Here is a 25,271-nt window from a genome sequence, read left to right as displayed (position 1 = left end):
TTAATAAAACAATCAGATTTATATCAGTAAATTTGCAATTCTAATTATGAAGACATTATTACACTACCTCAAACCACACAAATGGCTATTGATTGCCTCGTTGGTTTTAGCCGCTATAAATCAGGTATTTTCATTATTTGCACCAGCAATTACAGGAAATATTCTAGACCAATTGGTAACACATCCGCACTTTTTTGACAAAGAAAAACTGATTCCAAGAAATCTTAATCAATTCTTGTATGGAACCGATATTTATCACGGTGTTTTTTACTTTTTAGGTTTGCTGATTGGAACTGCAATGGTCAGCAGAATTGCAAAAGCGTTCCAAGATTACGCTGTGAATATCATTACTCAGAAATTCGGAGCTAATATTTTTACGGATGGTTTACAGCATTCTATGGCGTTGCCTTATCAAGAATTCGAAGACCAGAGAAGTGGCGAAACTTTATCGATTTTGACCAAAGTAAGAGAAGATTCGGTGAAGTTTATTACGAATTTCATTAATGTCTTTTTTGGAATTTTGGTAAGTATAATATTTGTTTCGGTTTATGCGATTCGATTGCATTGGTCGATAATGCCGGTTTATATTGTAGGGATTTTTCTGATTGCATTTGTGACGAATCTGTTGAGCAAAAGAATTAAAAATATTCAGAAAACAATTGTTGTAGAAACTACAAGTTTAGCCGGAAGTACAACCGAAAGTTTAAGAAATATCGAAATTGTAAAAAGTCTAGGTTTGACCAAACAGGAAATCAAACGACTGAACAACAACACTTACAAAATTCTCGGACTGGAACTGAAGAAGGTAAAAAGTATCCGTTCATTAAGTTTCATTCAGGGAACGATGGTCAATTTTCTTCAACAGTTGATTACTTTAACGCTTTTATATTTGATTTTCAGAGATGTTGTAACGCCTGGACAATATCTGTCATTGATGTTTTACGGATTCTTCATTTTTGGTCCAATGCAGGAAATCGGGAATATCATTATTTCTTACCGTGAAGCAGAAGCCTCATTAAGAAACTTCGATAATCTGATGAAAAAACCTGTGGAAGAAAAACCACACACACCAAAACAAATTGGTTCAATCGAAGAATTGGAATTCAAACACGTTTCTTTCAAGCATCAATCAGCTCAATACAAAGCTTTGAATAATATTTCCTTCGATGTCAAAAATGGAGAAACGATTGCGTTTGTTGGTCCGAGTGGTTCGGGGAAAAGTACATTGGTTAAGTTACTTGTTGGATTGTATCGACCACAAGAAGGGAATATTTTCTATAATCAAATCAATGGAAAAGAATTTGACTTTGATGAATTACGAAATCAAATTGGCTTTGTGACTCAGGATACACAGCTTTTTGCAGGAACTATCAGAGAAAACCTTCTTTTCGTGAATCCAAACGCCAGTGAAGAAGACATCGAACTCGCTTTGAAAAAATCCAGCACTAAAACTTTACTTGAACGCGCAGAAAAAGGAATTGAAACCGTAATCGGTGAAGGTGGATTGAAGTTAAGCGGTGGCGAGAAGCAAAGAATTGCCATTGCAAGGGCTCTACTCAGAAAACCAAACTTGTTAATTTTTGATGAAGCAACTTCTGCTTTGGACAGTATCACGGAAGAAGAAATCACATCCACCATCAAAGATATTTCACAACAAAAAGAACAAATTACCGTTCTCATCGCCCACAGATTAAGCACTATTATGCACGCGGACAGAATCTATGTTTTGGAGCGTGGACAAGTTATAGAAACTGGATCCCATGAAAATCTGATTGCTGAAAAAGGTTTGTATTATGCGATGTGGAGACAGCAGATTGGGGAAAGGAAGATGTAATTTAATTACGTATATTTGATTTTAACCCCACGCAAAAAAAGTAAAGAAAATGAATTTAAAGTCATTTTTAAAAATTGAAATTAAATATTGGGATGGATCAATATTTCTTGAAATCTGCGCATCAAATACATATTTTATGGGCGAAACTTTAGTTTTTGCAGAAGATAAGGAATTAATAGATTTTTCTAATAAGCTCTTAGAATTTCCTAAAAATCATAATGATAATGTTTTTTTTGAATTAGGTAGAAAGGAGTTAAATGATTCCTATTTTTCAATAAATTTTTATTCAGCAGATTCAATTTCGCATATTGGAGTGCAAATAACAATGGAAACTGAAATGCATTTAAGGGAACAAGAAAAATATAAAGTTCAATTTGAGATAATTGTGGAGCCAAATGCTATTGATGAATTCAGAAAATCAATATATAGTATAACTCAGAAGAATGAAGGCACTGCAATCTTGTATGGAAGAGATAATTAAATATTTTCCAAAAAAAAATTTCATTTTTAAATGAAATTTTTTTAATTTTTAACCCTCTTCCTCACAGTCCTCTGTTCAATCCTTTTCTCATAATTCTCACCTTGAAAAATCCGTTGAACCATAATTCCAGGAATATGGATTTCGTTTGGGTCCAATCGTCCTGGTTCTACCAATTCTTCAACTTCTGCAATCGTTATTTTTCCTGCACCGGCCATTGGAAAATTAAAATTACGAGCCGAACCTTTGAAAATTAAATTTCCTGCGTGATCGCCTTTCCAAGCTTTTACGATGGAGAATTCAGCGTTGTAAGCGTGTTCTAAGATGTGTGGTTTTCCATTGAAATCTTTCACTTCTTTACCTTCCGCAACTTCGGTTCCGTAGCCTGCCGGCGTATAAAATGCAGGAATCCCAGCTTGCGCCGCTCTGCATTTTTCGGCAAGTGTTCCTTGAGGTGTCAATTCCACTTCTAATTCTCCGGATAACATCTGTCTCTCAAATTCGGCGTTTTCTCCAACATAGGAAGAAATCATTTTCTTGATTTGTTTTTTTTGTAATAATAATCCCAAACCGAAATCATCAACGCCTGCGTTATTGGAAATGCAAGTCAGATTGTTTACATTTTTCTTTACCAATTCTGAAATACAATTCTCAGGAATCCCGCAAAGCCCGAATCCGCCAAGCATTATCGTCATTCCGTTTTCTATATCTTTTACCGCTTCCTGAGCGTTTTTGACTCTTTTATCAATCATAAAACTGAGTTTTCTTTTGTTCAATTTGTTGGTTTATAAATATAGAAAAATCCCTTTATTAGACGAAAGAAAATAGGAAAAAGATGAAAGACTTCTAATTCTTAGATTTAAAGGCACAAAGATTCTGTGTTAATTGGCAAATTTATTTGATTAAAAAAGGCTTCGACTCCGCTCAGCCTGACAATTTTAAAAGGCTTCGAGAACCTTAAGTATTAGATTAGAAATGTTACACTGAGCGGAGTCGAAGTGTTTTGAGATAAAAAAAGCCGTACACCAAAGATGTACGACTTTTTCCTAACAATTTTAAACTTTTAAACTTTTATCGGTTATCAATTGTAACGCTAACTGGCATTACATAAGATGATGCTACCATTTTTTGGCTCAGTTTGTCCATATCTACTTTGTAAAGCAGATGTGACAAAACATTTTCGATTTCTTTGCTCACGTTTTTGCAGTCGCCGTTAGCGCGAACATTGGTGATTTTCCCATCCTGAGAAAGACTGAATCTAACATTGGAATTTACAATTCCTTCCTTGTAATCCTGATTGGTAAAATCAAAATTATCCTTCAACAATTTTCTCAGTTCCCCGAAACCATCGCCGGAATTAAGGAAAACTTCCTGTATATTATTGTCTGTCGATTGAGCTTTTACTAAGTTTAGCGTTCCTAAAAATCCAAATAAAAATATTGATAACGCTAGCATTTTCTTGTCCATAATCAATTGATTTTAAGTTATTACTTATCTAATGTTACGACAAAGTTACGTAAATTTTACAATTAGTTAATATTAAATTAACATTGAAAGTGAAAATTTAACATTAGAAATTAGAATTATAAACAAGGCAGGCCTAGAAGATCCATTTCTGAACTCCAAAGCGTTTTTATTTTCCCCTGCGAATCAACTTCAAAAACAGCACGTTCAGGGAACTGACAATCTGAACCGGAATCTTTGTTATACCATTTGAAATCATCGTAATAAGTGAAATACAAATTATTGTAATTAGAAAAAATAATGGGATTGTACTTTCCGACTCCGTACATCGTTTCTGTACTTTCTTTTGTCGCAAACTTCTTGATTTTTGGATTAATTAAAGAATTGTCATTGTTATAATTTAGAGGAATCTCTTTCTCAGAAGCGATTAGAGGATTTCCACTTATCTTTTGATTAAAATCCAAAATGTATGCGATATAGTCGTTTCCGCAGTCGTTGGATTGAAAAACGACTTTTTTTATTTTACACAGCTGTCCAGATTTTGTCCCATAGACGAACAAACTGTCTTTCATCTTTTTCCTGAAGACATTTTCAAATCTCTTGTTATAAATCAATCTGTCGATATGCAAGGTATCATAATATTTATAATCTTTCATATCTTTCCCATAAATCCACGGCAGAGAATCCTTCTTTAAAAAATCTTCATACTCTTTAGATAATGGCAAATCTCGGTTGTCAAACTGAACCGGAATGCAGATTGCGAAATCTTTGTCCGTCAACTGATAAACCCCAAAAACTGAATTTTTATCGAATTCATATTTTTTTTCGCTTACCACTTTATCTTCTATTTTTGTGGGAAGATTCTTTGAAACAGTTTCTTTTTTCTGACACGAAACCAAGATTAAACAGATTATTATTTGGACAAAACATTTCTTCATTTGTATTTTGTTTAATGATTTAAAAATAAAAAAGGATTCTGAAATTTCAAAATCCTTGATGTCTATTTATTTGTTTTGTCCCGGAGCAAAAGGCTTTGCAGACTTGGTTCCGTAGATTTTTTTGGCTTGTCCAGGTGGCATTGGTTTGGCGCCATGCCTTGGGTGTTTTGGCGGCTTCGGTGGTCTTGGTGGCGCTGCACAAGCGGCAAAACTTAAAGAAAAAATAATTGTTGCCAAATAAAATTTAAATGATTTCATAACTGCTTTTTTTTACAGAATGACAAATCTGATACCAATTATAATTTTTGTTTCCGCTATGGATATTTTTCCCAGTTTCTTTCTTCTAGATTAATCCGTTTTTGGATTTCCTCATAAGAAATTTTGGAGTCAAAAAGTTCTATTAATTGTTTTACTTTTTTTGCTGTGTTAGAATTTGGATTTTCTTTGAGGAATCTTCTAAATTCCATTTTATTTTCCTCATTCAAGCCATAATTGACTTCGCCAATAAGGTTAAAAGTTGAAGTATTATCCAAGCCGAAAAGATAATCGTATAAGTAATTATTATAAAATTCTTTAGCATTAGAAACCAAAGGACTTTTTGGATATTTTTTGACAAAATTTTCCCAGAATATGGTTCTGTTTCCTAATTCTTTCCAAGAGATATTAAGAGCGGCATCGCCTTGATACAAAACTTCTTCTTCTTTCGACAACTGATAAATATAAGTTTCGTAATCTGCAGTTACCTTATCTTTGAAAATAGAATAATAATGATTGGGCAACGATCGGATTTCCGTATAACCTTCGCCAATTTCCCAAAATTCAAGACCTGCTTTTTCAAGCTCAGATTTAAGTTTTTTCACATTTTCAGGAAACTTATAACTATCGCTTTCAGAATCATAATAATTAACATATTCTTCTAATATTTTGCTCTCAGCATTATTTAAACAAGCAATATATTGATTACGTATTTTTGAATAATCATCGTACAATCTATCGTTCCGCTCAGGTAAATCATTAGTTGCATCTTTTTCAGTTTTCTTCTGGTACCACTGAAGTGAGAGAATATAATCTTGAGTCGTATTCTTTGCTGAACAAGTTGTATCAATTGGCTTAAAAGATTCTTCTTGAGAATTCTTAACTGAAATTGTATCGCTACCAACTAAGTTCTCAGAAGTTTTTGGCTCTTCTTTTTTGCAAGAAAACATCACTGAGAAAATCAGTAAAAATTTTAAGCTGTTTTTGATTTTACTATTCATTCTAAAGCTCTTTCTTCAAAAACTTAGCCGTCAGACTTTTCTTAGATTTGATAATCTCCTCCGGTGTGCCTTCTGCAATGATCTGCCCGCCGTGCTTTCCGCCTTCTGGACCAACATCAATAATGTGGTCCGCGAGTTTGATAACATCCATATTATGTTCAATGATGATGAAAGAGTTTCCTAATTCTACCAATTGTTCGATAGCTTCCATCAGGATTTTTACATCTTCGAAATGAAGCCCTGTTGTTGGCTCATCTAGAATATAAAGTGTATTTCCAGTTTGTTTTTTGGACAGTTCGGTTGCCAATTTTACACGTTGTGCTTCTCCTCCACTCAAAGTTGTGGATTGTTGCCCAATTGTGATATAACCCAGACCAACATCTTTTAAAGTCTTTACTTTATTAAAGATTTTCGGAATTGGCTGGAAGAATTCTACAGCTTCGTTAATAGTCATATCCAAAACATCGGAAATCGATTTTCCTTTGTAACGAACTTCCAGAGTTTCACGGTTGAAACGTTTTCCGTGGCAGGTTTCGCAATGAACATAAACATCCGGCAGGAAATTCATTTCAATGACTTTCAAACCGCCTCCTTGACAGGTTTCGCATCTTCCGCCTTTCACATTGAAAGAAAAACGTCCGGCTTTGTAACCCCGGATTTTACTTTCCGGCAATTCAGCGAAAAGATTTCGGATATCTGTGAACATTCCCGTGTAAGTCGCAGGATTTGAGCGTGGTGTTCTACCAATTGGACTTTGGTCAACATCTACAATTTTGTCGATATTGTCGATGCCTTCGATACTTTTGTATGGTAAAGGTTCCTGAATTGCCCTGTAAAAATGACGATTCAGAATCGGGTACAAAGTTCCGTTAATCAATGAAGACTTTCCACTTCCAGAAATTCCTGAAACTACTACCAATTTTCCTAGCGGAATCTCAAGCGTTACATTTTTCAAATTATTTCCGGTCGTACCTTTCAGAACGATTGATTTTCCATTTCCTTTTCTACGTTCGGCAGGAATTTCTATTTTTCGTTTTCCGGTGATATAATCAGCTGTGATTGTATTAGCTTTTTTGATGTCTTTCGGATGGCCTTGCCAAAGAATTTCTCCACCGAATTTCCCAGCTTTCGGACCAATATCCAAAACGTGGTCAGCTTCCAGAATCATATCCTTGTCGTGCTCCACCACCAAAACCGAATTCCCGATATCACGAAGATGTTTCAGGGAATTAATCAATCTTTCGTTGTCTCGTTGGTGAAGACCAATAGAAGGTTCATCCAGAATATAAAGAACGTTCACCAATTGAGAACCAATTTGAGTCGCCAGACGAATCCTCTGAGATTCTCCTCCGGAAAGTGTTTTCGAGCTTCTGCTGAGACTCAGATAATCCAAACCGACATCCAAAAGGAACTGCAATCTGGTTTCGATTTCTTTCAGAATTTCGTGTGCAATGATTTTATTTTTATCACTGAATTTATCCTTCACATCCGCCAACCAATCTTTGAAATCGAGCAGAGACAATCCATTAACTTCAGCAATATTTTTTCCATCGATTTTGAAACTCAGACTTTCCTGACGAAGACGCGCACCTTTACAAGTCGGACAAATTTCTTCCGTTGTGAAATTTCGTTCCACTAAAACCGCGTCGTAATTTTCTCTTTCTTCAACAATCTCTTCGAGGATTTTTACCAAACCTTCGAAATTGATTTTGATTTTTTTGGAAATTCCGGCGTGTTTCAGTTCTTTGGTAATGTCGCTGCTGTAACCATAATAGATGTAATCCAAAGCTTCTTTTGGAATATCTTTGAATGGGGTTGTCAAACTTAGATCAAAAATTTCAAGAATTGATTTGATTTGAGACAGAATCCATTTGTTGGATTTCAGCTGTTCCAAAGGCAACAATGCGCCTTGGTTGATTGACAATTTATCATTTTCTACAAAATAGTCGGTGTTCACTTTTTTGATGGTTCCAAGACCTTTGCACGTTTCGCAACTTCCTTTCGGTGAGTTAAATGAGAACGTATTCGGTTCCGGCAATGCCATCGAATCTCCCGTAATATCGTCCATCAGATTCTTACTGAAAAAATGAATTTCTTCACTTCCCATTTCCTGAATTGCAATCAATCCTTCGCCCATATCAGAAGCGGTTTTCAGAGATTTTTGCATTCTAAGTTCAGTAGCATTTTCTCCGATGATCCAACGGTCAATCACCACTTCGATATCGTGGGTTTTATATCTATCCAGTTTCAAATCATACTCGATGTCTTGTAAAACACCATCTATTCTGGCCTGAGAATAACCTTTTTTGGAAAGATGGATGAACAATTCGTGGTAATGCCCTTTTCTGGAACGTACGACCGGCGCCAATAGATAAACTTTTTTCCCTTTGAAATTATCTTTGATGGTTTCCAGAATCTGGTCTTCTGTGTAACTAACCAATCTTTTTCCAGAACTCATAGAATAAGCATCTGAAACTCTGGCAAACAGAAGTCTCAGAAAATCATACAACTCCGTAATCGTTCCAACAGTTGAACGTGGATTTTTGTTGGTTGTTTTCTGCTCGATGGCAATTACCGGCGATAATCCTTCGATTTTATCAACATCAGGTCGTTCCAAACCGCCTAAAAACTGCCTAGCATAAGCGGAAAACGTTTCGATGTAACGGCGTTGTCCTTCGGCAAAAATCGTATCAAAAGCCAAAGAGGATTTTCCACTTCCGGAAAGCCCTGTGATAACAACCAATTCGTTCCTTGGGATTTTTACAGATATATTCTTGAGATTGTGTTCTCTGGCACCGTAAATTTCGATAAATTCTTGATTATTCTTCATTGAAAAGTCTCATTCTGGGAAAACGCAAAAATACGGAAATTAATCGACGATTGCACGTTAGCTTAACTTAAGTTTAATAATATTTAACAATGATTTTGTGAGAATAAAACTATGGGTAAAACTATCTTTGCAACTTGAAATAAATCAAAAAAAATGAAACGTATTTTATCGAGATTCACATTGGCAATTTGTATTGTATCATCACTCTACTCCTTTGCGTGGGGATTGACAGGACACAGAATTGTAGCAGAAATCGCACAACATCACTTGAGTTCCAAAGCTCAAAGAAATATAAAAAAAATCTTTGGAGAACAGAAAATGGCTTACTACGCCAACTGGCCAGATTTCATAAAATCTGATACTACAGGCGTTTGGAAAGAAACTTCGTCTTGGCATTATGTCAACATCAATCCACAAAAGAATTTTCAGCAGTTCAAAGATTCTTTATCCGTTCAGAAATCACCGAATCTTTATACTCAAATCAGAATTTTATCTGACAAAATCAAAGACAAAAATGTTTCCGATAAAGATAAAAAAGAAGCTTTAATTTTTCTGATTCACTTAGTTGGAGACCTTCACCAGCCGTTGCACGTTGGAAGAGCTGAAGATTTGGGAGGAAACAAAATCAATGTGACTTACTTTGGACAAAATACCAATTTGCATTCGCTTTGGGATTCCAAATTGGTTGATGACCAAAAATATACTTATACAGAATTTGCAAATCTTTTGGACATAAAATCTAAGGATGAAGTAAAACAGATCCAAAACGGAACTCTAGAAGAATGGTTGTTTGACAGCCACAAAATTGCAAATTCAATCTATTATCAAACTCCGAAAGATTCGAAATTAAGTTATAATTACAATTACCGTTTTGAATCCACACTTGAAAGACAATTGCTTTACGGCGGATTGCGATTAGCGAAAGTTTTAAATGATATTTTTGTCTAGAATTTTAAATCTAAATATTATATTGAATATCCTTTCAGGGCTAATAATTGATATGCAGCCAGACTTGAGCGGAAATCCTTTTTTGCCAACCTTCAGATTCTATTGAAACTAAATTGTGTACAAAAAAGATTGGGAGCGGAAGGCGGAATAAGCTGCCCAAATAACAATTACCTTGCAGATTTTGCGAATTTGGCAGATTTTATCCTAACAAAATTAAATCAACCAAGGATATTTGTGATAAATCCCATCGAAAAGCATTGCTAAAATTCCAAAGAAGATCCACAGCCTAAGAAGATTCAGAGATTTAAATTTGTCATTTTTCTGATTTCGGAAAAGCATAAAAACAGTTCCAATAATTACGATTATCGTTAATAAAAAGTACCAAGCAATAATATTTTTAAAGCCAATTCCAACACTTAAAATAATAGAAGTTGCTAATGTAATTATCAGTAAAATCAACAGAATTGACCTTGTACTTTGATATCCTAATCTGTTCGCAATCGTATCATAACCAAACATTTTATCGGCATTTTTTGTCAATGTATCTTTTGTAATATCGATGATAAATAACATCAGGAAAAGAAAAATTGCAAGGAACAAAATCTTGAGCGAAAATGTCTGATAATAAATCAACATTCCGAAGAACGGATACAACGTCAATGAAACAAAAGTGAAATTGTTAAGGACAATAATTTTGCTGAGTTTGTGACTGTAAAACCACATGAGAAACTGATAAATCAGAAAGAAAACGAAAACTCTGTGTGAAACAAAAATAGCTAATCCTAACGACAATGCATTGAGAACGACATAAGCTATTAGAAAGTATTTTTCTTTGAGGAAACTTTGCAATCTTGAACGAAAAGGCTGGGTTAATTGGTCTTTTTCCTTATCATAAAACCGATTGATAATTCCACCTGCCAAAATACTAAGAACGGAGCAAATGATGATACAATGAACCTTATAATCAAAGACAAAATTCCTAAAACTTTCTTCTCTATTGAACAGGAAAAACGTGGAAACATACAATGCAAAAAGAAGCAGAACGGCGACAAAAAAACGAGCACCCAAAAGAAAACCCATCAACTGAGAAACACGGTACAGGGCATTTCGGGAAGTAGGTTTTGTTTCGTTGGTCATTTTTGTCTATTTTAAAAACCCTTCCAGAATTAGTCACTCTAGAAGGGTTCTTTTATTTTTATATTTTGATTTTAGAATCTGTAAATCACTTCTTTGTGAAAACCTTCCAGCATTTTCTCCGCCTTTTCGTAATCTTTGGAGAAGCCAAGAATGTAACCTCCACCTCCACTACCACAAAGTTTCAGGTAATAAGCATTGGAATCGATTCCTTTTTTCCAGATGTTGAAAAGATTTTCAGGAATCATCGGGCGGAAATGTTCATAAGCCCAGACCGATAATTTCTTCAGATTACGGAAAAACGGATTCATATCTTTTTTCAGGAAAGCGTCGATACAAGCGTTATTGTAACGGATAAATTCTTCTTTCAAAGTCTTACGGAAACCCTCGTTTTTCAGCTTTTCAAAGAAAATCTGAATCATTGGTCCGGTTTCACCAGTTATTCCGGAATCAATCAAGAAAATTGCACCTTTGCCCGATTCTTCTTTTGGGATAGCAACTTTGTCCACACTTTCTTTGCTCTCTATCAGAATCGGAAGATTCATAAAGCAAATTAACGGGTCGATGCCAGAACTTTTTCCGTGGAAATAACTTTCCAACTGACCAAAAATCATTTTCAAATCCTTTAGTTCGTTTTTGGAAATCGTATCAGGTTCTCTTTTTGTGAAAGAATATTTTTCGAAAATCGCAGCCACCAAAGCACCAGAACTTCCAACACCATAACCCTGCGGAATATTAGAATCGAAAAATAAACCTTTTGCAATATCTGATTGGAACGATTTAACATCCAGCTGATAGTCGGAAGGCAATTCTAAATCTGAAAGATAATTGGAATATTTTTCTAAAGATCGATTGGATTTTTTTTCAAAATCGTTATCCAAATCTGAGAATTTCAATGTTCCTTTATAAAAACTGTAAGGTAATGTAAGACCTTGAGAATCCTCAATGATGCCGTACTCACCGAACAAAAGAATTTTTGCGTAAAATAAAGGGTTGTTCATATCGTGTTTTGATATTGCAAATTTACAAAATATTTTCTTTCGAAAATTATCAATTTTAATACCGAAAATTTAAATTTCTATTAATTATTCAAAATTAGTCTTTCGAAGGAAATAATTTAAGAAAACCTTCATAAATACTTTTATGCAAAATGGTCGCGTGGCCATCATCCGTCATTAATTTATATTCTAATTTTAAATTCTTTTTTCCGGAATTTTTAAGAATTTGATATAATCCGTCCGCTTCTTTTACCATCATCGGATGTTCCTGCTTCCCGACAGAAATATAAACGAATCGCTCATCATCTTTCTGTTGAGAAATCAATTTAGTTGCATTATTATAAAGACTTTCGTCATCCCACCAAAGACTTGGACTGATGATGAAATAATGCGTGAAAAGCTGTGGCTTATTTAGCAAAATTTCTGTTGCAACCAACCCGCCCAATGATTGGCCGATCACATATTTTGTTTTATTAGTCTTATAATTTTTTTCGATGTAAGGCTGCAATTCGTCTTCAACAAACTGAATAAATTTGTCCGAATGTCCAGTCGTAGGATAATCTTTCTGCAAATCTTTCAAATCTGTATGAAACGTGAAATCTCTCTTTCTATCAACATTTGCAATGCCAACAATAATGAAATCCGGCATCTTAAATGACATATTGAAAAACTGCTGAAGTCCCACCAAATGAAGAAAATCCTCGTTCATACTTCCGTCCAAGATATACATCACAGGATAAGATTTGATCTTATCATAATTCTGTGGGAGATAGATGTTCAGGACTCTTTTTTCTTTTAGAACCTTAGAGGTCAATGTTACTTTTTGTCCAATTTTCAAATCCTCAACAACTGATTTTTGAGCATTTAAAATCGAAAAAAGAAATAGAAATGTGAAACTTAATACTTTCAAAACAACTGTTATTTGGTATTATTTTTAACTTTAAGAAAACGAATGAATACTAATCCTAAAGCAAAGAAAATACTCATTGATAATGCTGCGAATCGCATATTGTTGTAATGTTCAATCAATGTTGCGAAGATAAATGTTCCCAAAATTATCGCCAACTTTTCCAAAACATCATAGAAGCTGAAATATGTTGTGTTATCCATAGAATCCGTTGGAAGTAATTTGGAATAAGTTGATCTTGACATCGCTTGCAAACCGCCCATTACCAGACCAATTACAGCGGCAACACCATAGAATTGATATTCAACATTTGGATTTTCTTTATTAAGATAATATGCTGCGAGACAAGCTCCAATCCACATTGCAACGGTGATACTGATCACATTTTTGTTCCCGATTTTCTTCGATAACCAAGAGAAAAACAATGCACCGATAATCGCTTCAATTTGTATTAATAACAAGGTCATAATTAATTTGTCCTGAGCCATATTGATTTCGCTCTTTCCGAATAACGTTGCCATTAGGAAAATCGTCTGCATCCCGACACTATAAAAGAAAAAGCTGGTCAGGAAATATTTTAAATTTCTGTCACCAAAAAGATGATTCCCAACCTTGAATAATTCTTTGAAACTTTGTTTTACAATATCAATATAGAAACTGATATTGTCTTTGAAAACCTCAACAAAACCGCCTTGTTCAGCGTGACTTTTGAAGATATTTTTATAATTAAGCAAAACCAAATCTTTTGGCAACTGCTCTTTAACTTGTCCAAATTGCGGCAAATGTTTGAACGTATATTGTGAGAACCCAAACCACCAAGCGCCTGTCAACAAGAAACTAACTCTTGTATAAATCGCTGCTTGTTTTGGTGTTTCAGCACAAACCTGAATCAGAACCAGACAAATCACAACCAAAATCACAGAACCGATGTAACCGTAAACATAACCTTTTGCAGAAAGTGAATCCTGCTTATCGGGCGTTGCAATATCCGGCAAAAAGGAATTATAGAAAACCAAACTTCCCCAGAAGCCGACACTCGCTGTCACACTAAATAATAATCCAAGCCAAACCGTTCCCATTCCTGTGAACATTGCTAATCCCATACAGGACGTTGCTCCCAGATAACAGAAAAATTGAAGGAAGGATTTCTTATTTCCAATCGTGTCTGCTAAGGATGACAAAATCGGTGACAATAAAACCACAATTACAAACGAAAGTGTCAATGAATAACCATAAACGGCATCCGGCTGATATTCTTTCCCAAAAATTTTAATGAGATTTCGCACAGGCACTTTTATCCATTGTCCTGTTTCTTTCACATACTCATCTTTTTCATAAGCCGTTGTAAGAATCGAGTAATATATAGGAAAAATCGTGGAAGTAATCACAAGTGAATAAACCGAATTTGCCCAGTCATACAATGCCCAAGCACGCATTATTTTCGGATTATTCTTGATTGAGTTTTCGGGAATTGTTTTTTCTATTTCAGACATTGGAAATAATTATTTAGACAAAAGTAAAAAAAGGAATTACAAGTTGACAAAAAAATGCATTTGTATCATAAATTTAACAACAAAAACCCTTTCGAGACTTTGAAATCTGAAAGGATTTTGAATTTTATTTTGTTATTTCAGCCACAAAAGGCACAAAAGTCGAAGTGGTTTTAAAAATCTATTGCAAATTCTCAATCACAATAGCCGTTGCACCGCCACCGCCGTTACAAATTGCAGCAGCGCCGAGTTTTGCATTATTCTGTTTCAGAACGTTGATCAAGGTTACTATAATTCTGGAACCGGAACTTCCCAGCGGATGACCGATAGAAACTGCGCCTCCATTTACGTTTACTTTCGCAGAATCTAATCCGAGAATTTTGTTATTCGCTAAACCTACAACAGAAAACGCTTCATTAAATTCGAAGAAATCAATATCGTCTTTTGTCAAATTTGCTTTTTTAAGAGCAATTGGTAAGGCTTTGGAAGGCGCCGTTGTGAATCTTTCCGGCTCAACCGCTGCATCAGCGTAAGAAATGATTTTTGCCAAAGGTTTTAATCCTAATTCTTCCATTTTTTCTTTAGACATCAGAATCAAAGCAGAAGCACCGTCATTTAAGGTTGAAGCATTAGCTGCGGTTACTGTTCCGTTTTCTTTTTGGAAAACTGTTGGCAAAGTTGGGATTTTATCGAATTTAACTGCTTTATATTCTTCATCTTCCGAGAAAATAATTGGCTCACCTTTTCTTTGAGGAATCGAAACGGGAACAACTTCATCTTTGAATTTTCCAGCTTCCCAAGCTGCAGCCGACCTTTGATAAGACTGGATCGCAAAAGCGTCCTGCTCTTCTCTTGTGATGTTATTTTCTTTAGCACATAATTCTGCACATACACCCATATGAACTTTGTTGTAAACATCGGTCAAACCGTCTTTCAAGAGTCCGTCCTGCATTTTGATTTCGCCTAATTTCACGCCGTTTCTTCCATCCAAATAATGTGGAACACTGGACATATTTTCCATTCCTCCGGCTACGATAACATCCACATCTCCAGCTTTAATCGCCTGAGTAGCCATTGTTACAGCTTTCATTCCGGAAGCACAAACTTTATTGATTGTAGTTGAGGGCGTATGATTTGATAGACCTGCACCCAAAGCCACTTGTCTTGCCGGAGCCTGACCTTCGCCCGCCTGCAAAACATTTCCCATATAAATTTCCTCAACCAAAGCTGGGTCAAGATTGATTTTGTCTAAAGCTCCTTTTACCGCAGCAATGCCCAATTGTGTAGCAGGAACCGTCGAAAGGCTTCCCATAAAACTTCCCATTGGTGTTCTGACTGCCGATACAATGAATACTTCTTTCATAATATTTTTAATTTTTGATTTTGATTATTTTTTTGAACACAAAGTGCACAAGTTTCTTTATACTAAATATTTTTAAGGTCACAAGGTTTGACTTCGTCAAATTTTTAAATTAATTGTGTTCTTTGTGAAAATCTTTGTGTCTTTTTGGTTCAATTTTATTTTTTCTTGATGAGATTAAAATCAGAACTGCTCCCAGAAATTCGATAAACCATCCCCAGGATAACTTCACGATTCCGGCAAATGCAGATTGCCAAGACTTGAAGGGTAAAAAACTGAAATAATCTAAAGATTTTAGTTTAATAGCAACAATTGTGAAAACAAAAAGCAATATCATTAAAAATGCCATTATTCTAATCAATTTAGTTTTGCCAATCAGTATGAAAACCAGCGTTAACAAAGAAAATCCCCAAAGTACGATGGCGAGTGTGTTATCCACTTTCCAATAGTTCCAGTTTCCAACAATTGGAATATGAACCAATGGCAAAAAACTGCCTGCCACAACCAAAAACAAACCGATTAACTGTAAATTCTTCATCCCTAAATCTTGTTTGCCAATGTAAATAAAAAAAAACACACCTACAAAAGATGTGTTTCGATAATAAGAAAATAGTGTATAAGAATGTTCTATGAAAAATTTATAGTTTAAAAATCGATATTGGCAATTTCGATTCCGATTTGGATTCCATTTTTGTTTGGTAAAATGGTTTTATCATTAAAAATTGGTGTGAAATCTTTCTTGATGAATAAAGTAACGCCGCCATAACCCAGACTGAATTTCCCTCCGAATAAGAAAGCATTTACGCCGTCATCCAAAGTGTAATCGTACTTTTTGAAGTTGTCATTTTCGTTGTAATATTTCACTTTTACAATACTTCTGGTGTTGATTCCCGCATAAGCGCCCACTCCAATCTTCCACATTTTTTTTCTCACATCCAGATATTGTTTGCCGTCATATTCTGTATATTTTGGATTAAGATATAATTGAAATTCAATTGGCAAAGTCAAGTAAACATTTCTCAATTTTGAACGTTTCAATCTTCCTTCCTGAAAATCCTCAAGGAATAATTGGGAGTTATCCTGAACAAAAACCTGCGGACGTTTTGGCATATAAGTATCAGTTCTATAAGCCAAACCATATCTTATAAACCAAGGGCTTGTAAAACCTCCTAATTGGCGATCTGTACGAAACTGAACTTCAACACTGTGTGAATTTCCGATTCTCATCTCAGAATCGTTTTCGAAAGGATTAAAACTTCCTTTATCTTTGGTAAGATTGGCAAAAGCATAACCTACACTCAGAGTACTACTTTTAAGATATTGCGCAGGAGATTTTCCTCTTTTCCTGATTGTCAATCCACCAGTACTGAAAACAAAAACATCTTTATTTTTCAAAGTATCGGGTTTTGTGTTGTAAACAGAATTTGTAACCGCTGTTTTTGTAAGCTCATCTAACTGAATTCGTTCGTTTTCAATCTTGTCATTGATAATAGCTTCATATTTTTTGGAAACTTCTTCCTTCTGAGCGATTTGTTCCGATTTCGTGATTTTCCCCGAGCTGAAAGCTTCATCGATTTTATCCGTTTCCGCTTTCATATTCGCTTTTTCTGTCGTTACGATTGAATTGACTTTCTCGGTATATGATTTCATCTGATTATCAAGCGTAGTCTGTGCTGTAGCAAAGCTGGAAAGCATTGCCAGAAGTAAAATTTTAAATTTCATAGTTTAATTATTTAGCAGTTGTAGAATCTTTGTCGTAGAGCGTGATCCCAAAGAGTTTGATACGTTTTGGATTAGGGAAGTCAGAGTCATTTTTTGATTTTATGGTATTGATTCCCATTGCAGATTTTGGTGTTTCAGCTTTGGCTTTGTCTATTTCCACTCCGAAAAGCAAATCTGACGAAGACACGTATTTTACTTTTTCTTTTGGTTTTTGAATATCAGTTTGAGCCAATTGTTCTTCTGGTTTAGAAACAATCTGAGGTTCTTCTTTTTTTATTAAGGTATCCTTTTCCAGAATTGAATTTTGAATTTGGATTTCTTTTTTGATCGAATTTGTCATTCTGAGCGGAGTCGAAGAATCTTTATTTTCAACAGCTAATTTTTGATTATCCGTTTCTGAATTTATCGAAACTGGTTTTTGAATTTCATTATTATTTCCATGTGGCTGACGTACGCTTGAAATTTGGTCAGTTCGAAATTCAAATCCTGGGTTTTCCTTAACTTTATTTTTGATATCAGTCATCCAAGAAATTGCACCGAAATTCACAATTAAAATAATCACAGCAACAAATCTCCACCAAATCACTTTCGGTTTCTTTTCTTTTGCAGAAACTTCGTCGAGTTTTTCTTCCAATCTGTCCCAAAGACTGTCGGAAACTTTCATTTCCTGTTGTTCGTATTTAGATTTCAGATTCTGCATTTTGTCTGGTGTTTTCTTGTTGATTAAAATAATCTTGAAGCCATTTTTTAGCTTTACTCAATTGGCTTTTACTTGTTCCTTCAGAGATATTTAGGATTTTCGCAATCTCCTGATGTTTCTTTTCTTCAAAAACAGCGAGGTTAAAAACCAGTTTGTAACCAATCGGCATTTCCTTGAAAATAATATCCAAATCTATATCCTGAGAAAATTCCGAAACATCTTCCGTCTGTTCTGCAATAGAATCTGTAAATTCAGTTTCAGCGTACAAAATATGCTTGTTTTTCCGGATGAAATTAATCGAATCATTTACCACAATTTTCCTCAGCCAAAACGGAAATGATTCATAATTTTTACAATCTTCGATCTTCGTAAATGCTTTATAAAAAGAATTTATCAAAACATCTTCTGCATCATCCCGATTATTAATATAAGAATTTGCAACCGACAACATCTTGCCCGAAAACATCTCGAACAAACTCTTCTGAGCCAGCCGATTATTTTTCTTTGCTTTGGAAAAGACATGTTGTAAATCTTGTTTCATTTTCTCTATCTGACTATAAGACGGCAAAAATCCGAAATGGTTGCCTCATTTTTTTCGATAATTTAAAATTATTTTTTAATTAACTGATTATCAGCAATATAAAATTCATTTTAAAATCTAAAGTTTATAACTTATAATTTAAAGTCTTTCTTCGTATTTTTGCAAAAATTAAAACAAACGTGGTAAACACAGACCAAATAAAAGATATACAATCCAGAATAGAAGACCTGCACAAGTTTCTTGGAATCGAAAAGAAAAAAATTGAAATTTCTAATGATGACGAAAAAACTGCCGCTCCGGAATTCTGGGAAAAACCAAAAGAAGCGGAAGTTTTCCTGAAACAACTTCGTTCCAAGAAAAAATGGGTGGAAAGCTATGAGGAAATCAATTCTCAGTTTGAAGATTTACAAGTTCTTTTAGAATTTGCCAAAGAAGACCCAGATTCTGAAAAGGAATTAGATGAAACTTTCCCGGAATTGGTTGAAAAAATAGAAAATCTGGAATTCAAAAATATGCTTTCCAACGAAGGCGATGAGTTGTCAGCAGTTCTTCAAATCACTGCCGGAGCCGGCGGAACGGAATCTTGTGACTGGGCTAGCATGCTGATGAGGATGTACACAATGTGGGCAGACAAACAAGGCTACAAAATCCGTGAACTGAATTTCCAAGAAGGCGATGTTGCCGGAGTTAAGACTGTAACCCTGGAAATCGAAGGCGAGTTTGCTTTCGGTTATTTGAAAGGAGAGAATGGCGTTCACAGATTGGTAAGAATTTCGCCTTTTGACAGTAACGCCAAACGTCATACGAGTTTCGTTTCTGTCTATGTTTATCCTTTGGTGGATGATACAATTGAAATTAACATCAACCCAGCCGACATCAGTTTTGAGACGATGCGAAGTTCCGGAGCTGGTGGACAGAATGTCAACAAAGTTGAAACGGCGGTTCGTCTTCGTCACGCTCCTACAGGAATCATTATTGAAAACTCAGAATCACGTTCTCAGCTTCAGAATAAGGAAAAAGCAATGCAGTTATTACGTTCTCGACTTTATGAAATCGAACTCGAAGAGAGGATGAAAGCCAGAAATGAAATCGAAGCTGGAAAAATGAAAATCGAATGGGGTTCTCAAATCCGAAATTACGTGATGCATCCTTACAAATTGGTAAAAGATGTTCGTTCAGGATTCGAAACGTCTGATGTGGACGGCGTAATGAATGGAAATCTTACACCTTTTCTGAAAGCTTATCTGATGAATGAAGGACAAGGTTCTGCGGATGAATTGGATGATTTATAATAAACAACTGAATTGCTACAATCCAACTTGAGCAAAATCATTTTTACGTAAATCATATTTAAAAATTAAAGCCTCAGAAAATTCTGAGGCTTTAATTTTATATTTCGGTATTGAGATCCCAATTTTCAAGATAATCGTTGACGTGTTTCAGGAACATTCCTCCTAAACTGCCGTCTACCACTCTATGGTCATACGAATGTGACATAAACATCTTCTGACGGATTGCAATCACATCTCCAAATTCTGTCTCGATAACCGCTGGTTTCTTAACAATAGCTCCAACTGCCAAAATCGCAACTTGCGGTTGAGGAATAATTGGTGTTCCCATTAGGTTTCCGAAAGTTCCAACATTGGAAATCGTGTAAGTTGCGCCCTGCGTGTCTGCAGGAGTCAATTTTTTATTTCTAGCTCTATAAGCCAAATCATTAATAGCTTTTGCTAATCCTGATAAACTCAACTGGTCAGCATTTTTGATAACAGGAACAATTAGGTTTCCGTCTGGAAGAGCCGTTGCCATTCCGATATTGATGTTTTTCTTTTTGATGATTTTATCACCATCTACAGACACATTAATCATTGGAAAATCCTGAATCGCTTTTACAACAGCCCTAATGAAAATCGGCATAAAAGTCAATTTCTCGCCATCTCTTTTTTGGTAAGAATTCTTATTGGCATTTCTCCACGTTACAACATTCGTAACATCAGTTTCTATAAAAGAAGTTACGTGTGGCGAAGTATGTTTGCTATTAACCATTGCGTCCGCAATGATTTTACGAACTCTATCCATATGGATAATCTCATCTCCTTCATTCACACTAATTGGTTGAGCTGGTGCTGGTTGAGATTTAACTTGAGAAACTGGTTGAAAAATAGTTTGCTGAACAGGAGTTGATTGAACCGCACCTCTATTTTTCACAAAACTTAAAATATCCTCTTTAGTAATTCTACCTTCCAGTCCGCTTCCTTTTATAGTTTTTAGCTCAGATTCAGAGATTTTCTCTTCTTGAATAATTGATTTAACCAATGGTGACAAATATAAATCTGAATTTTGATTACTGAATGAATTACCTGTATTACTTGATAAAGGTTGTTCCAAAGTTTTTACAACTTCTGGCTCTGGCTGAACAATCTGGTCTTTTACTTCTTCGTAAGATTTTGGTTCAGGTGCTTCAGAATTTGAAGAATCACCTTCTGTTTCCAAAATCGCAATGGCTTCACCAATTTTAGCAACTTCGTCTTTCTGTTTAAGGATTTTGATAATTTTTCCTGACACCGGCGTTGGAACATCCGAGTCTACTTTATCTGTTGCTATTTCCACAACAGACTCGTCTTCTTTTATAAAATCGCCTTCATTAAACAGCCAACTGATAATTGTTGCTTCCATAACTCCTTCGCCCATACTCGGGAGCAATAGTTTATATTCTGCCATTATTTTGATTTTTTGAATTTTCCCAAAAGTACATTTTTTTTTATTAATTATACAATTCTATATTTTTAAAATTAAGAAGCCTTGATTTTTTATAAATTTGATAATCAAAATTTTTAGAATCAGACAATGAATATTTATCTCAGTGCTATCATTCATATCAAAGAAAACTCTATGATGGATGCTATCGAATTATTAAAAAAACTAGTTATAGAAACCCGCAAAGAAAAAGGCTGTATCCAATATGATCTTTTCGAAGACCATAGAAACAAAGGTGTATTTTTCATACACGAGACTTGGGAAAGTAATGAAGATCTCCAACAACATCAGGTTTCTGACCATCTGATGAAATTCCGTGAGAATGTAGCTTCGTTATTAGAAAAGCCAAATAGTGTTTATGTTGGAAACAAACTTTTCTAATTCAAAAATCAATAATAAAAAATCATTTTTTTTATCAAAAATATAATAATTTTAAATTTGTTTATGTTTTACTCATAAAAAAAGAAAATTTTTAATATTTTTGCTAATCTCAATAGACAATAAATTTTAATATGAAGATAAATCAACTTACTAAATCCGCGGGGATAGGCGTTTTTTTCTTATTTGCCAATCTTAACGCACAATCAAATGAACAAGCTATCAGAAGTTTTATCAAAAATGATATTTCCTTCCGAAACATTTCTAATGCAGATTTTAAAATTCAGAATGAAGATAAATCCAGCAGTCTAAATGCTGAAATTGTAAACATACAACAGTATTATAACAATACTCCTATTTACAAATCTCTTGCTAAAGCAGTTGTCAGGGATGGAAAAGTGATTTCACTTAATAACAATTTCAGACAAATCGGGAGCAATAGTATTATTGCTGACAAGATAGACAAATCCGAAGCTTTATCAACAGCACTAAGATCTGCTGATATAAAAGACACTGGTTTTGAACTTTTGGATGAGAACAGTGGAGATCTTATCAATCTTCCTGATAACCAAGTGGCAAGTATCCGTTTTTATTTTGAAAGAAATAACAGTTTGATTCCTGCTCAGTTATTTTTCATTAATCAAACTAAAGAAAATAAATTTTATGGCATCCTTGTAAGTCTTACAGACGGAGAAATTCTGGAAAAAAATAATATGATTGATGAGTGTAAGTTCGAAGACAACCATTTCTCTGGGGATACAGAATCAACATCTAATCATCTTTTAACGCACTTCAACACTTCTGTTACAAACAAGAATCAAGCTAAAGCAGTAACTGACGCATCTTATAATGTATTTCCCTTTCCTTTAGAGGCTCCCACTTTTGGATCTAGAGTTATTGTAACAAACCCTTGGGATTTAACAGTTTCTCCCGAAGGATGGCACTCTAATGGAAGTACCAATTATACCAATACATATGGCAACAATGTGCTGGCTTATGTAGATAATAGCGGAACCAATAGTTTTGGATTTTCACCATCCAGTAGCACTTCAGGAAATTTGACATTTGATTTCCCTTTTGCAGAATCACCTTCATTAAGTGCCTACGAAAACCGCGCTTCTGCAGTTACCAATTTGTTCTACGCCAATAACATGATTCATGATATTATGTACAAATTTGGATTCACAGAAATGAGCAGAAATTTCCAGACCAACAATTTTGAGAAAGGCGGCAGTGGAAATGATGCTGTAAGAGCGGAAGCTTTTGATGGTAGCGGCTATAACAATGCAAACTTTGCTTCTGGTTACGAAATTCTTAACGGGAATGGTTCCTACACAACACAAGCACCAAGAATGCAAATGTATCTATGGAATTCCGGCGTAACTATAAATACGAGGTTATTTTATACAGATCCAGTATTAGCTACCAGGCCACCTGTTAATACAGGCTCAGCAAATTATGGAAGACAATTAATGGAAACAGGAATTACTGCTGATATTGTAATTCCCCCTGTAGCGAATGGCTGTACTGCAATGGCAGCTGGCAGCCTTAGTGGGAAAATTGCTATGGTAAACGCAATCACTTCTGGAGGATGCGGATTTAATGTAAAAGCGAAAACAATGCAAGATGCTGGTGCAATAGGATTAATTGTTCACAGAACAACATCTAACACCATAAGCAATATGAGCGTCAGCAACGTGACTAACGTTAGTATTCCTTCAATAATGATTCCTAAAGATGAAGGAGATTTTATTACATCAGAAATAACAGCTGGAAGAACTGTGAATGTTAATTTAAAAAACCTTGCTGTAGGTTACAAAAATTCCAGCTTCGACAATGGCGTTATGATTCATGAATATGGTCATGGTATATCAAATAGATTAACAGGCCAAGGTTACAGTTGTTTGACAAATTTGGAACAAATGGGAGAAGGGTGGTCTGATTTTTTTGCTTTAATGTTGACTAATTCTCCTAACGCAAGCGCAACAGCAGGAAGAGGAATTGGAACTTATTCTAGTAACGCCCCAACAACAGCCGGAGGGATTAGACAATACAGATACACAACAGATATGACCATAAACCCTCATACATATGCAGACACTAATACTACAGGAGGACAGCCTCACGCGGTTGGTGAAATTTGGGCTACCATGCTTTGGGATCTTCATTGGAAAATGGCTGAAAAATATGGTTATAACTCTGACGTAACTGCAAGCGCAACTTCTGGAAGCGCAAAAGTACTACAGTTAGTTATGGACGGACTAAAGCTACAACCTTGTAATCCTAATTTTGTATCTGGTAGAGATGCAATTTTGCAGGCAGATCAATTAGCTGGAGGCGTTGACAATTGCTTAATATGGAATGTTTTCGCAAGAAGAGGATTAGGGCTTAATGCTTCTGCTGGTACCGCTGCAAGTATTTCCGATCAGGTTGAAGATTTTTCAGTTCCTGCAGGATGCGTATTGGGTACGGAAGACATTGCTAAAAATAAAGCATTTGGAATCTATCCAAATCCAGCGAAAGGAGAATTCTTTATCAAAACAGCCCCAACTGTTGGAAACAATACTATCAAAGTAGAAGTTCTTGATATGAATGGAAAATTAGTTAAGTCTCTTGAGAGAAAGAAAAACAGTTCTGATTCTATTTCTACAAAAGGCCTTACGAAAGGAACTTATCTTGTAGTAATTACAGAGAATGGAAAATCTAATGCTGAAAAGTTAATCGTAGAATAATTCTTAGATATTTTCAAAATTACAAAACCTTTTCAGTATTTCTGAAAAGGTTTTTTTTATGATTCTCCTTAACAAAATTTAGCATTTCAAAAGTTTGGTATCAATATTGAAAACTTAACTTTGTTAAAATTTAATTATAAAAATAAATGAAAAATTATTTAAAGGCATTTTTGACTTTAACTTTTGTGGGAAGTAGTTTTATTGCTCACACTCAAACTATTGACAGTAAGTCAAAAACCATTTTAGATGATATCACAAAGAGTTATAAGAGTAAAAAGAATTCTTATTTCAAATTCTCGTACTCTGCAGATAACCAAAATCAAACGGGCATTTTCTATTCAGATAATACAAGATATAAACTGAAAATAATGGGAACCGAACAGATATATGACGGCAACAAGCTTTACAATATTAATGATGAAGATAAAGAAATTACTATATCGAAAGCTAATGATGACCAAGTTCACTTCTCGCCTTTAAGTTATCTGGATTCTTACAAAAAAGATTACAACGTAAGTTATTCCGGCAAAAAAACAATCAGCGGTATTCCTGTTGATGTGGTAAAGATGACTCCGGTAAAATCGAATGGGTTAAAAAGTGTGACTTTATACATCAATTCGCCACAAAAGAAGTTAATCAAGCTTGAGCAACTTTCTACAAATAATGAACTGGCAGTTATTACAATTAGTAATTATAAAGAAAATCAAACTTTGTCTCCTTCTTTGTTTAGCTTTGATAAATCTAAATATCAAAATTATCTGATAACAGAATTATAAATATGTATAATTTAAAATAAAAAAATGC

General features: G+C 34.8%; 23 protein-coding genes. 7 read left to right on the top strand and 16 right to left on the bottom strand.

The annotated features are described in order from the left end of the window. Positions 1 to 46: 46 nt before the first annotated feature. Both BUR19_RS04870 and BUR19_RS04865 read left to right on the top strand, forming a co-directional pair. Positions 47 to 1,834 (top strand): ABC transporter ATP-binding protein, encoded by a 1,788-nt coding sequence (locus BUR19_RS04870; RefSeq protein ID WP_074233768.1) that lies wholly within the window; start codon positions 47 to 49, stop codon positions 1,832 to 1,834. Between the two features lie 49 nt (positions 1,835 to 1,883). Next, positions 1,884 to 2,315, top strand: coding sequence for a hypothetical protein (locus tag BUR19_RS04865; protein WP_074233767.1), 432 nt, complete (start codon positions 1,884 to 1,886; stop codon positions 2,313 to 2,315). 41 nt (positions 2,316 to 2,356) lie between these two features. Here the strand turns inward: BUR19_RS04865 and BUR19_RS04860 are convergent, their stop codons facing one another. The 6 genes from BUR19_RS04860 to uvrA form a co-directional block, all read right to left on the bottom strand. After that, positions 2,357 to 3,064 (bottom strand): CoA transferase subunit A, encoded by a 708-nt coding sequence (locus BUR19_RS04860; RefSeq protein ID WP_074235552.1) that lies wholly within the window; start codon positions 3,062 to 3,064, stop codon positions 2,357 to 2,359. Positions 3,065 to 3,383: 319 nt separating this feature from the next. After that, positions 3,384 to 3,779, bottom strand: a complete 396-nt coding sequence (locus BUR19_RS04855; protein ID WP_074235551.1) for a hypothetical protein — start codon at positions 3,777 to 3,779, stop codon at positions 3,384 to 3,386. Between the two features lie 116 nt (positions 3,780 to 3,895). Next, the gene (locus BUR19_RS04850; RefSeq protein ID WP_139297263.1) at positions 3,896 to 4,714 is read right to left on the bottom strand and encodes a hypothetical protein; all 819 of its coding nucleotides are present in this window, start codon (positions 4,712 to 4,714) and stop codon (positions 3,896 to 3,898) included. Between the two features lie 66 nt (positions 4,715 to 4,780). Beyond that, positions 4,781 to 4,972: a hypothetical protein gene (locus tag BUR19_RS04845; RefSeq protein ID WP_074233765.1), complete on the bottom strand. Its 192-nt coding sequence runs from the start codon at positions 4,970 to 4,972 to the stop codon at positions 4,781 to 4,783. 56 nt (positions 4,973 to 5,028) lie between these two features. Then, positions 5,029 to 5,970 (bottom strand): hypothetical protein, encoded by a 942-nt coding sequence (locus tag BUR19_RS04840; RefSeq protein ID WP_074233764.1) that lies wholly within the window; start codon positions 5,968 to 5,970, stop codon positions 5,029 to 5,031. A 1-nt stretch (position 5,971) separates the two neighbouring features. Beyond that, positions 5,972 to 8,800 carry an excinuclease ABC subunit UvrA gene (gene uvrA / locus BUR19_RS04835; RefSeq protein WP_074233763.1) on the bottom strand — a complete coding sequence of 943 codons (2,829 nt, stop codon included), beginning with the start codon at positions 8,798 to 8,800 and terminating at the stop codon, positions 5,972 to 5,974. 153 nt (positions 8,801 to 8,953) lie between these two features. Here uvrA and BUR19_RS04830 point away from each other — a divergent pair, with 153 nt between their 5' ends. Next, positions 8,954 to 9,748 carry a S1/P1 nuclease gene (locus BUR19_RS04830; RefSeq protein ID WP_074233762.1) on the top strand — a complete coding sequence of 265 codons (795 nt, stop codon included), beginning with the start codon at positions 8,954 to 8,956 and terminating at the stop codon, positions 9,746 to 9,748. Between the two features lie 213 nt (positions 9,749 to 9,961). On the opposite strand, the gene BUR19_RS04825 is transcribed toward BUR19_RS04830, so the two are convergent. The 9 genes from BUR19_RS04825 to BUR19_RS04785 form a co-directional block, all read right to left on the bottom strand. Next, entirely contained in the window at positions 9,962 to 10,885 is a 924-nt protein-coding gene (locus BUR19_RS04825) for a UbiA family prenyltransferase (RefSeq protein ID WP_074233761.1), read from the bottom strand. Between the two features lie 71 nt (positions 10,886 to 10,956). Next, the gene (locus BUR19_RS04820; RefSeq protein ID WP_074233760.1) at positions 10,957 to 11,883 is read right to left on the bottom strand and encodes a mevalonate kinase family protein; all 927 of its coding nucleotides are present in this window, start codon (positions 11,881 to 11,883) and stop codon (positions 10,957 to 10,959) included. 94 nt (positions 11,884 to 11,977) lie between these two features. Then, a complete protein-coding gene (locus BUR19_RS04815; protein WP_074233759.1) occupies positions 11,978 to 12,790 on the bottom strand; it encodes an alpha/beta hydrolase in 813 nt (270 codons plus the stop codon). Between the two features lie 8 nt (positions 12,791 to 12,798). Beyond that, complete coding sequence (locus tag BUR19_RS04810) at positions 12,799 to 14,280, bottom strand: MFS transporter (protein WP_074233758.1); 1,482 nt, start codon at positions 14,278 to 14,280, stop codon at positions 12,799 to 12,801. A 178-nt stretch (positions 14,281 to 14,458) separates the two neighbouring features. Then, entirely contained in the window at positions 14,459 to 15,640 is a 1,182-nt protein-coding gene (locus BUR19_RS04805) for a thiolase family protein (protein ID WP_074233757.1), read from the bottom strand. A 109-nt stretch (positions 15,641 to 15,749) separates the two neighbouring features. Next, positions 15,750 to 16,175: a hypothetical protein gene (locus BUR19_RS04800; RefSeq protein ID WP_074235550.1), complete on the bottom strand. Its 426-nt coding sequence runs from the start codon at positions 16,173 to 16,175 to the stop codon at positions 15,750 to 15,752. Positions 16,176 to 16,282: 107 nt separating this feature from the next. Further along, positions 16,283 to 17,359: a hypothetical protein gene (locus BUR19_RS04795; protein ID WP_074233756.1), complete on the bottom strand. Its 1,077-nt coding sequence runs from the start codon at positions 17,357 to 17,359 to the stop codon at positions 16,283 to 16,285. Between the two features lie 7 nt (positions 17,360 to 17,366). Beyond that, entirely contained in the window at positions 17,367 to 18,059 is a 693-nt protein-coding gene (locus BUR19_RS04790; protein ID WP_074233755.1) for a hypothetical protein, read from the bottom strand. Next, complete coding sequence (locus BUR19_RS04785; RefSeq protein ID WP_074233754.1) at positions 18,040 to 18,600, bottom strand: RNA polymerase sigma factor; 561 nt, start codon at positions 18,598 to 18,600, stop codon at positions 18,040 to 18,042. Before BUR19_RS04785 ends, BUR19_RS04790 begins: the two co-directional genes overlap by 20 nt. Positions 18,601 to 18,779: 179 nt before the next feature. On the opposite strand from BUR19_RS04785, the gene prfB reads away from it, so the two are divergent. Further along, positions 18,780 to 19,892, top strand: a complete 1,113-nt coding sequence (gene prfB, locus BUR19_RS04780; RefSeq protein ID WP_074233753.1) for a peptide chain release factor 2 — start codon at positions 18,780 to 18,782, stop codon at positions 19,890 to 19,892. 97 nt (positions 19,893 to 19,989) lie between these two features. Here the strand turns inward: prfB and BUR19_RS04775 are convergent, their stop codons facing one another. Next, positions 19,990 to 21,321 carry a dihydrolipoamide acetyltransferase family protein gene (locus tag BUR19_RS04775; protein WP_074233752.1) on the bottom strand — a complete coding sequence of 444 codons (1,332 nt, stop codon included), beginning with the start codon at positions 21,319 to 21,321 and terminating at the stop codon, positions 19,990 to 19,992. A 126-nt stretch (positions 21,322 to 21,447) separates the two neighbouring features. On the opposite strand from BUR19_RS04775, the gene BUR19_RS04770 reads away from it, so the two are divergent. From BUR19_RS04770 to BUR19_RS04760, 3 genes are all read left to right on the top strand, one after another. Continuing rightward, complete coding sequence (locus BUR19_RS04770; RefSeq protein WP_074233751.1) at positions 21,448 to 21,738, top strand: putative quinol monooxygenase; 291 nt, start codon at positions 21,448 to 21,450, stop codon at positions 21,736 to 21,738. Positions 21,739 to 21,869: 131 nt separating this feature from the next. Continuing rightward, positions 21,870 to 24,467: a T9SS-dependent M36 family metallopeptidase gene (locus tag BUR19_RS04765; protein WP_074233750.1), complete on the top strand. Its 2,598-nt coding sequence runs from the start codon at positions 21,870 to 21,872 to the stop codon at positions 24,465 to 24,467. Positions 24,468 to 24,613: 146 nt separating this feature from the next. Continuing rightward, complete coding sequence (locus tag BUR19_RS04760; protein WP_074233749.1) at positions 24,614 to 25,243, top strand: LolA family protein; 630 nt, start codon at positions 24,614 to 24,616, stop codon at positions 25,241 to 25,243. Positions 25,244 to 25,271: the final 28 nt, after the last annotated feature.

Origin of the sequence: Epilithonimonas zeae, assembly GCF_900141765.1 — a bacterium.
GTDB lineage: Bacteria > Bacteroidota > Bacteroidia > Flavobacteriales > Weeksellaceae > Epilithonimonas > Epilithonimonas zeae.
This window is presented reverse-complemented; position numbering and strand designations above follow the sequence as displayed.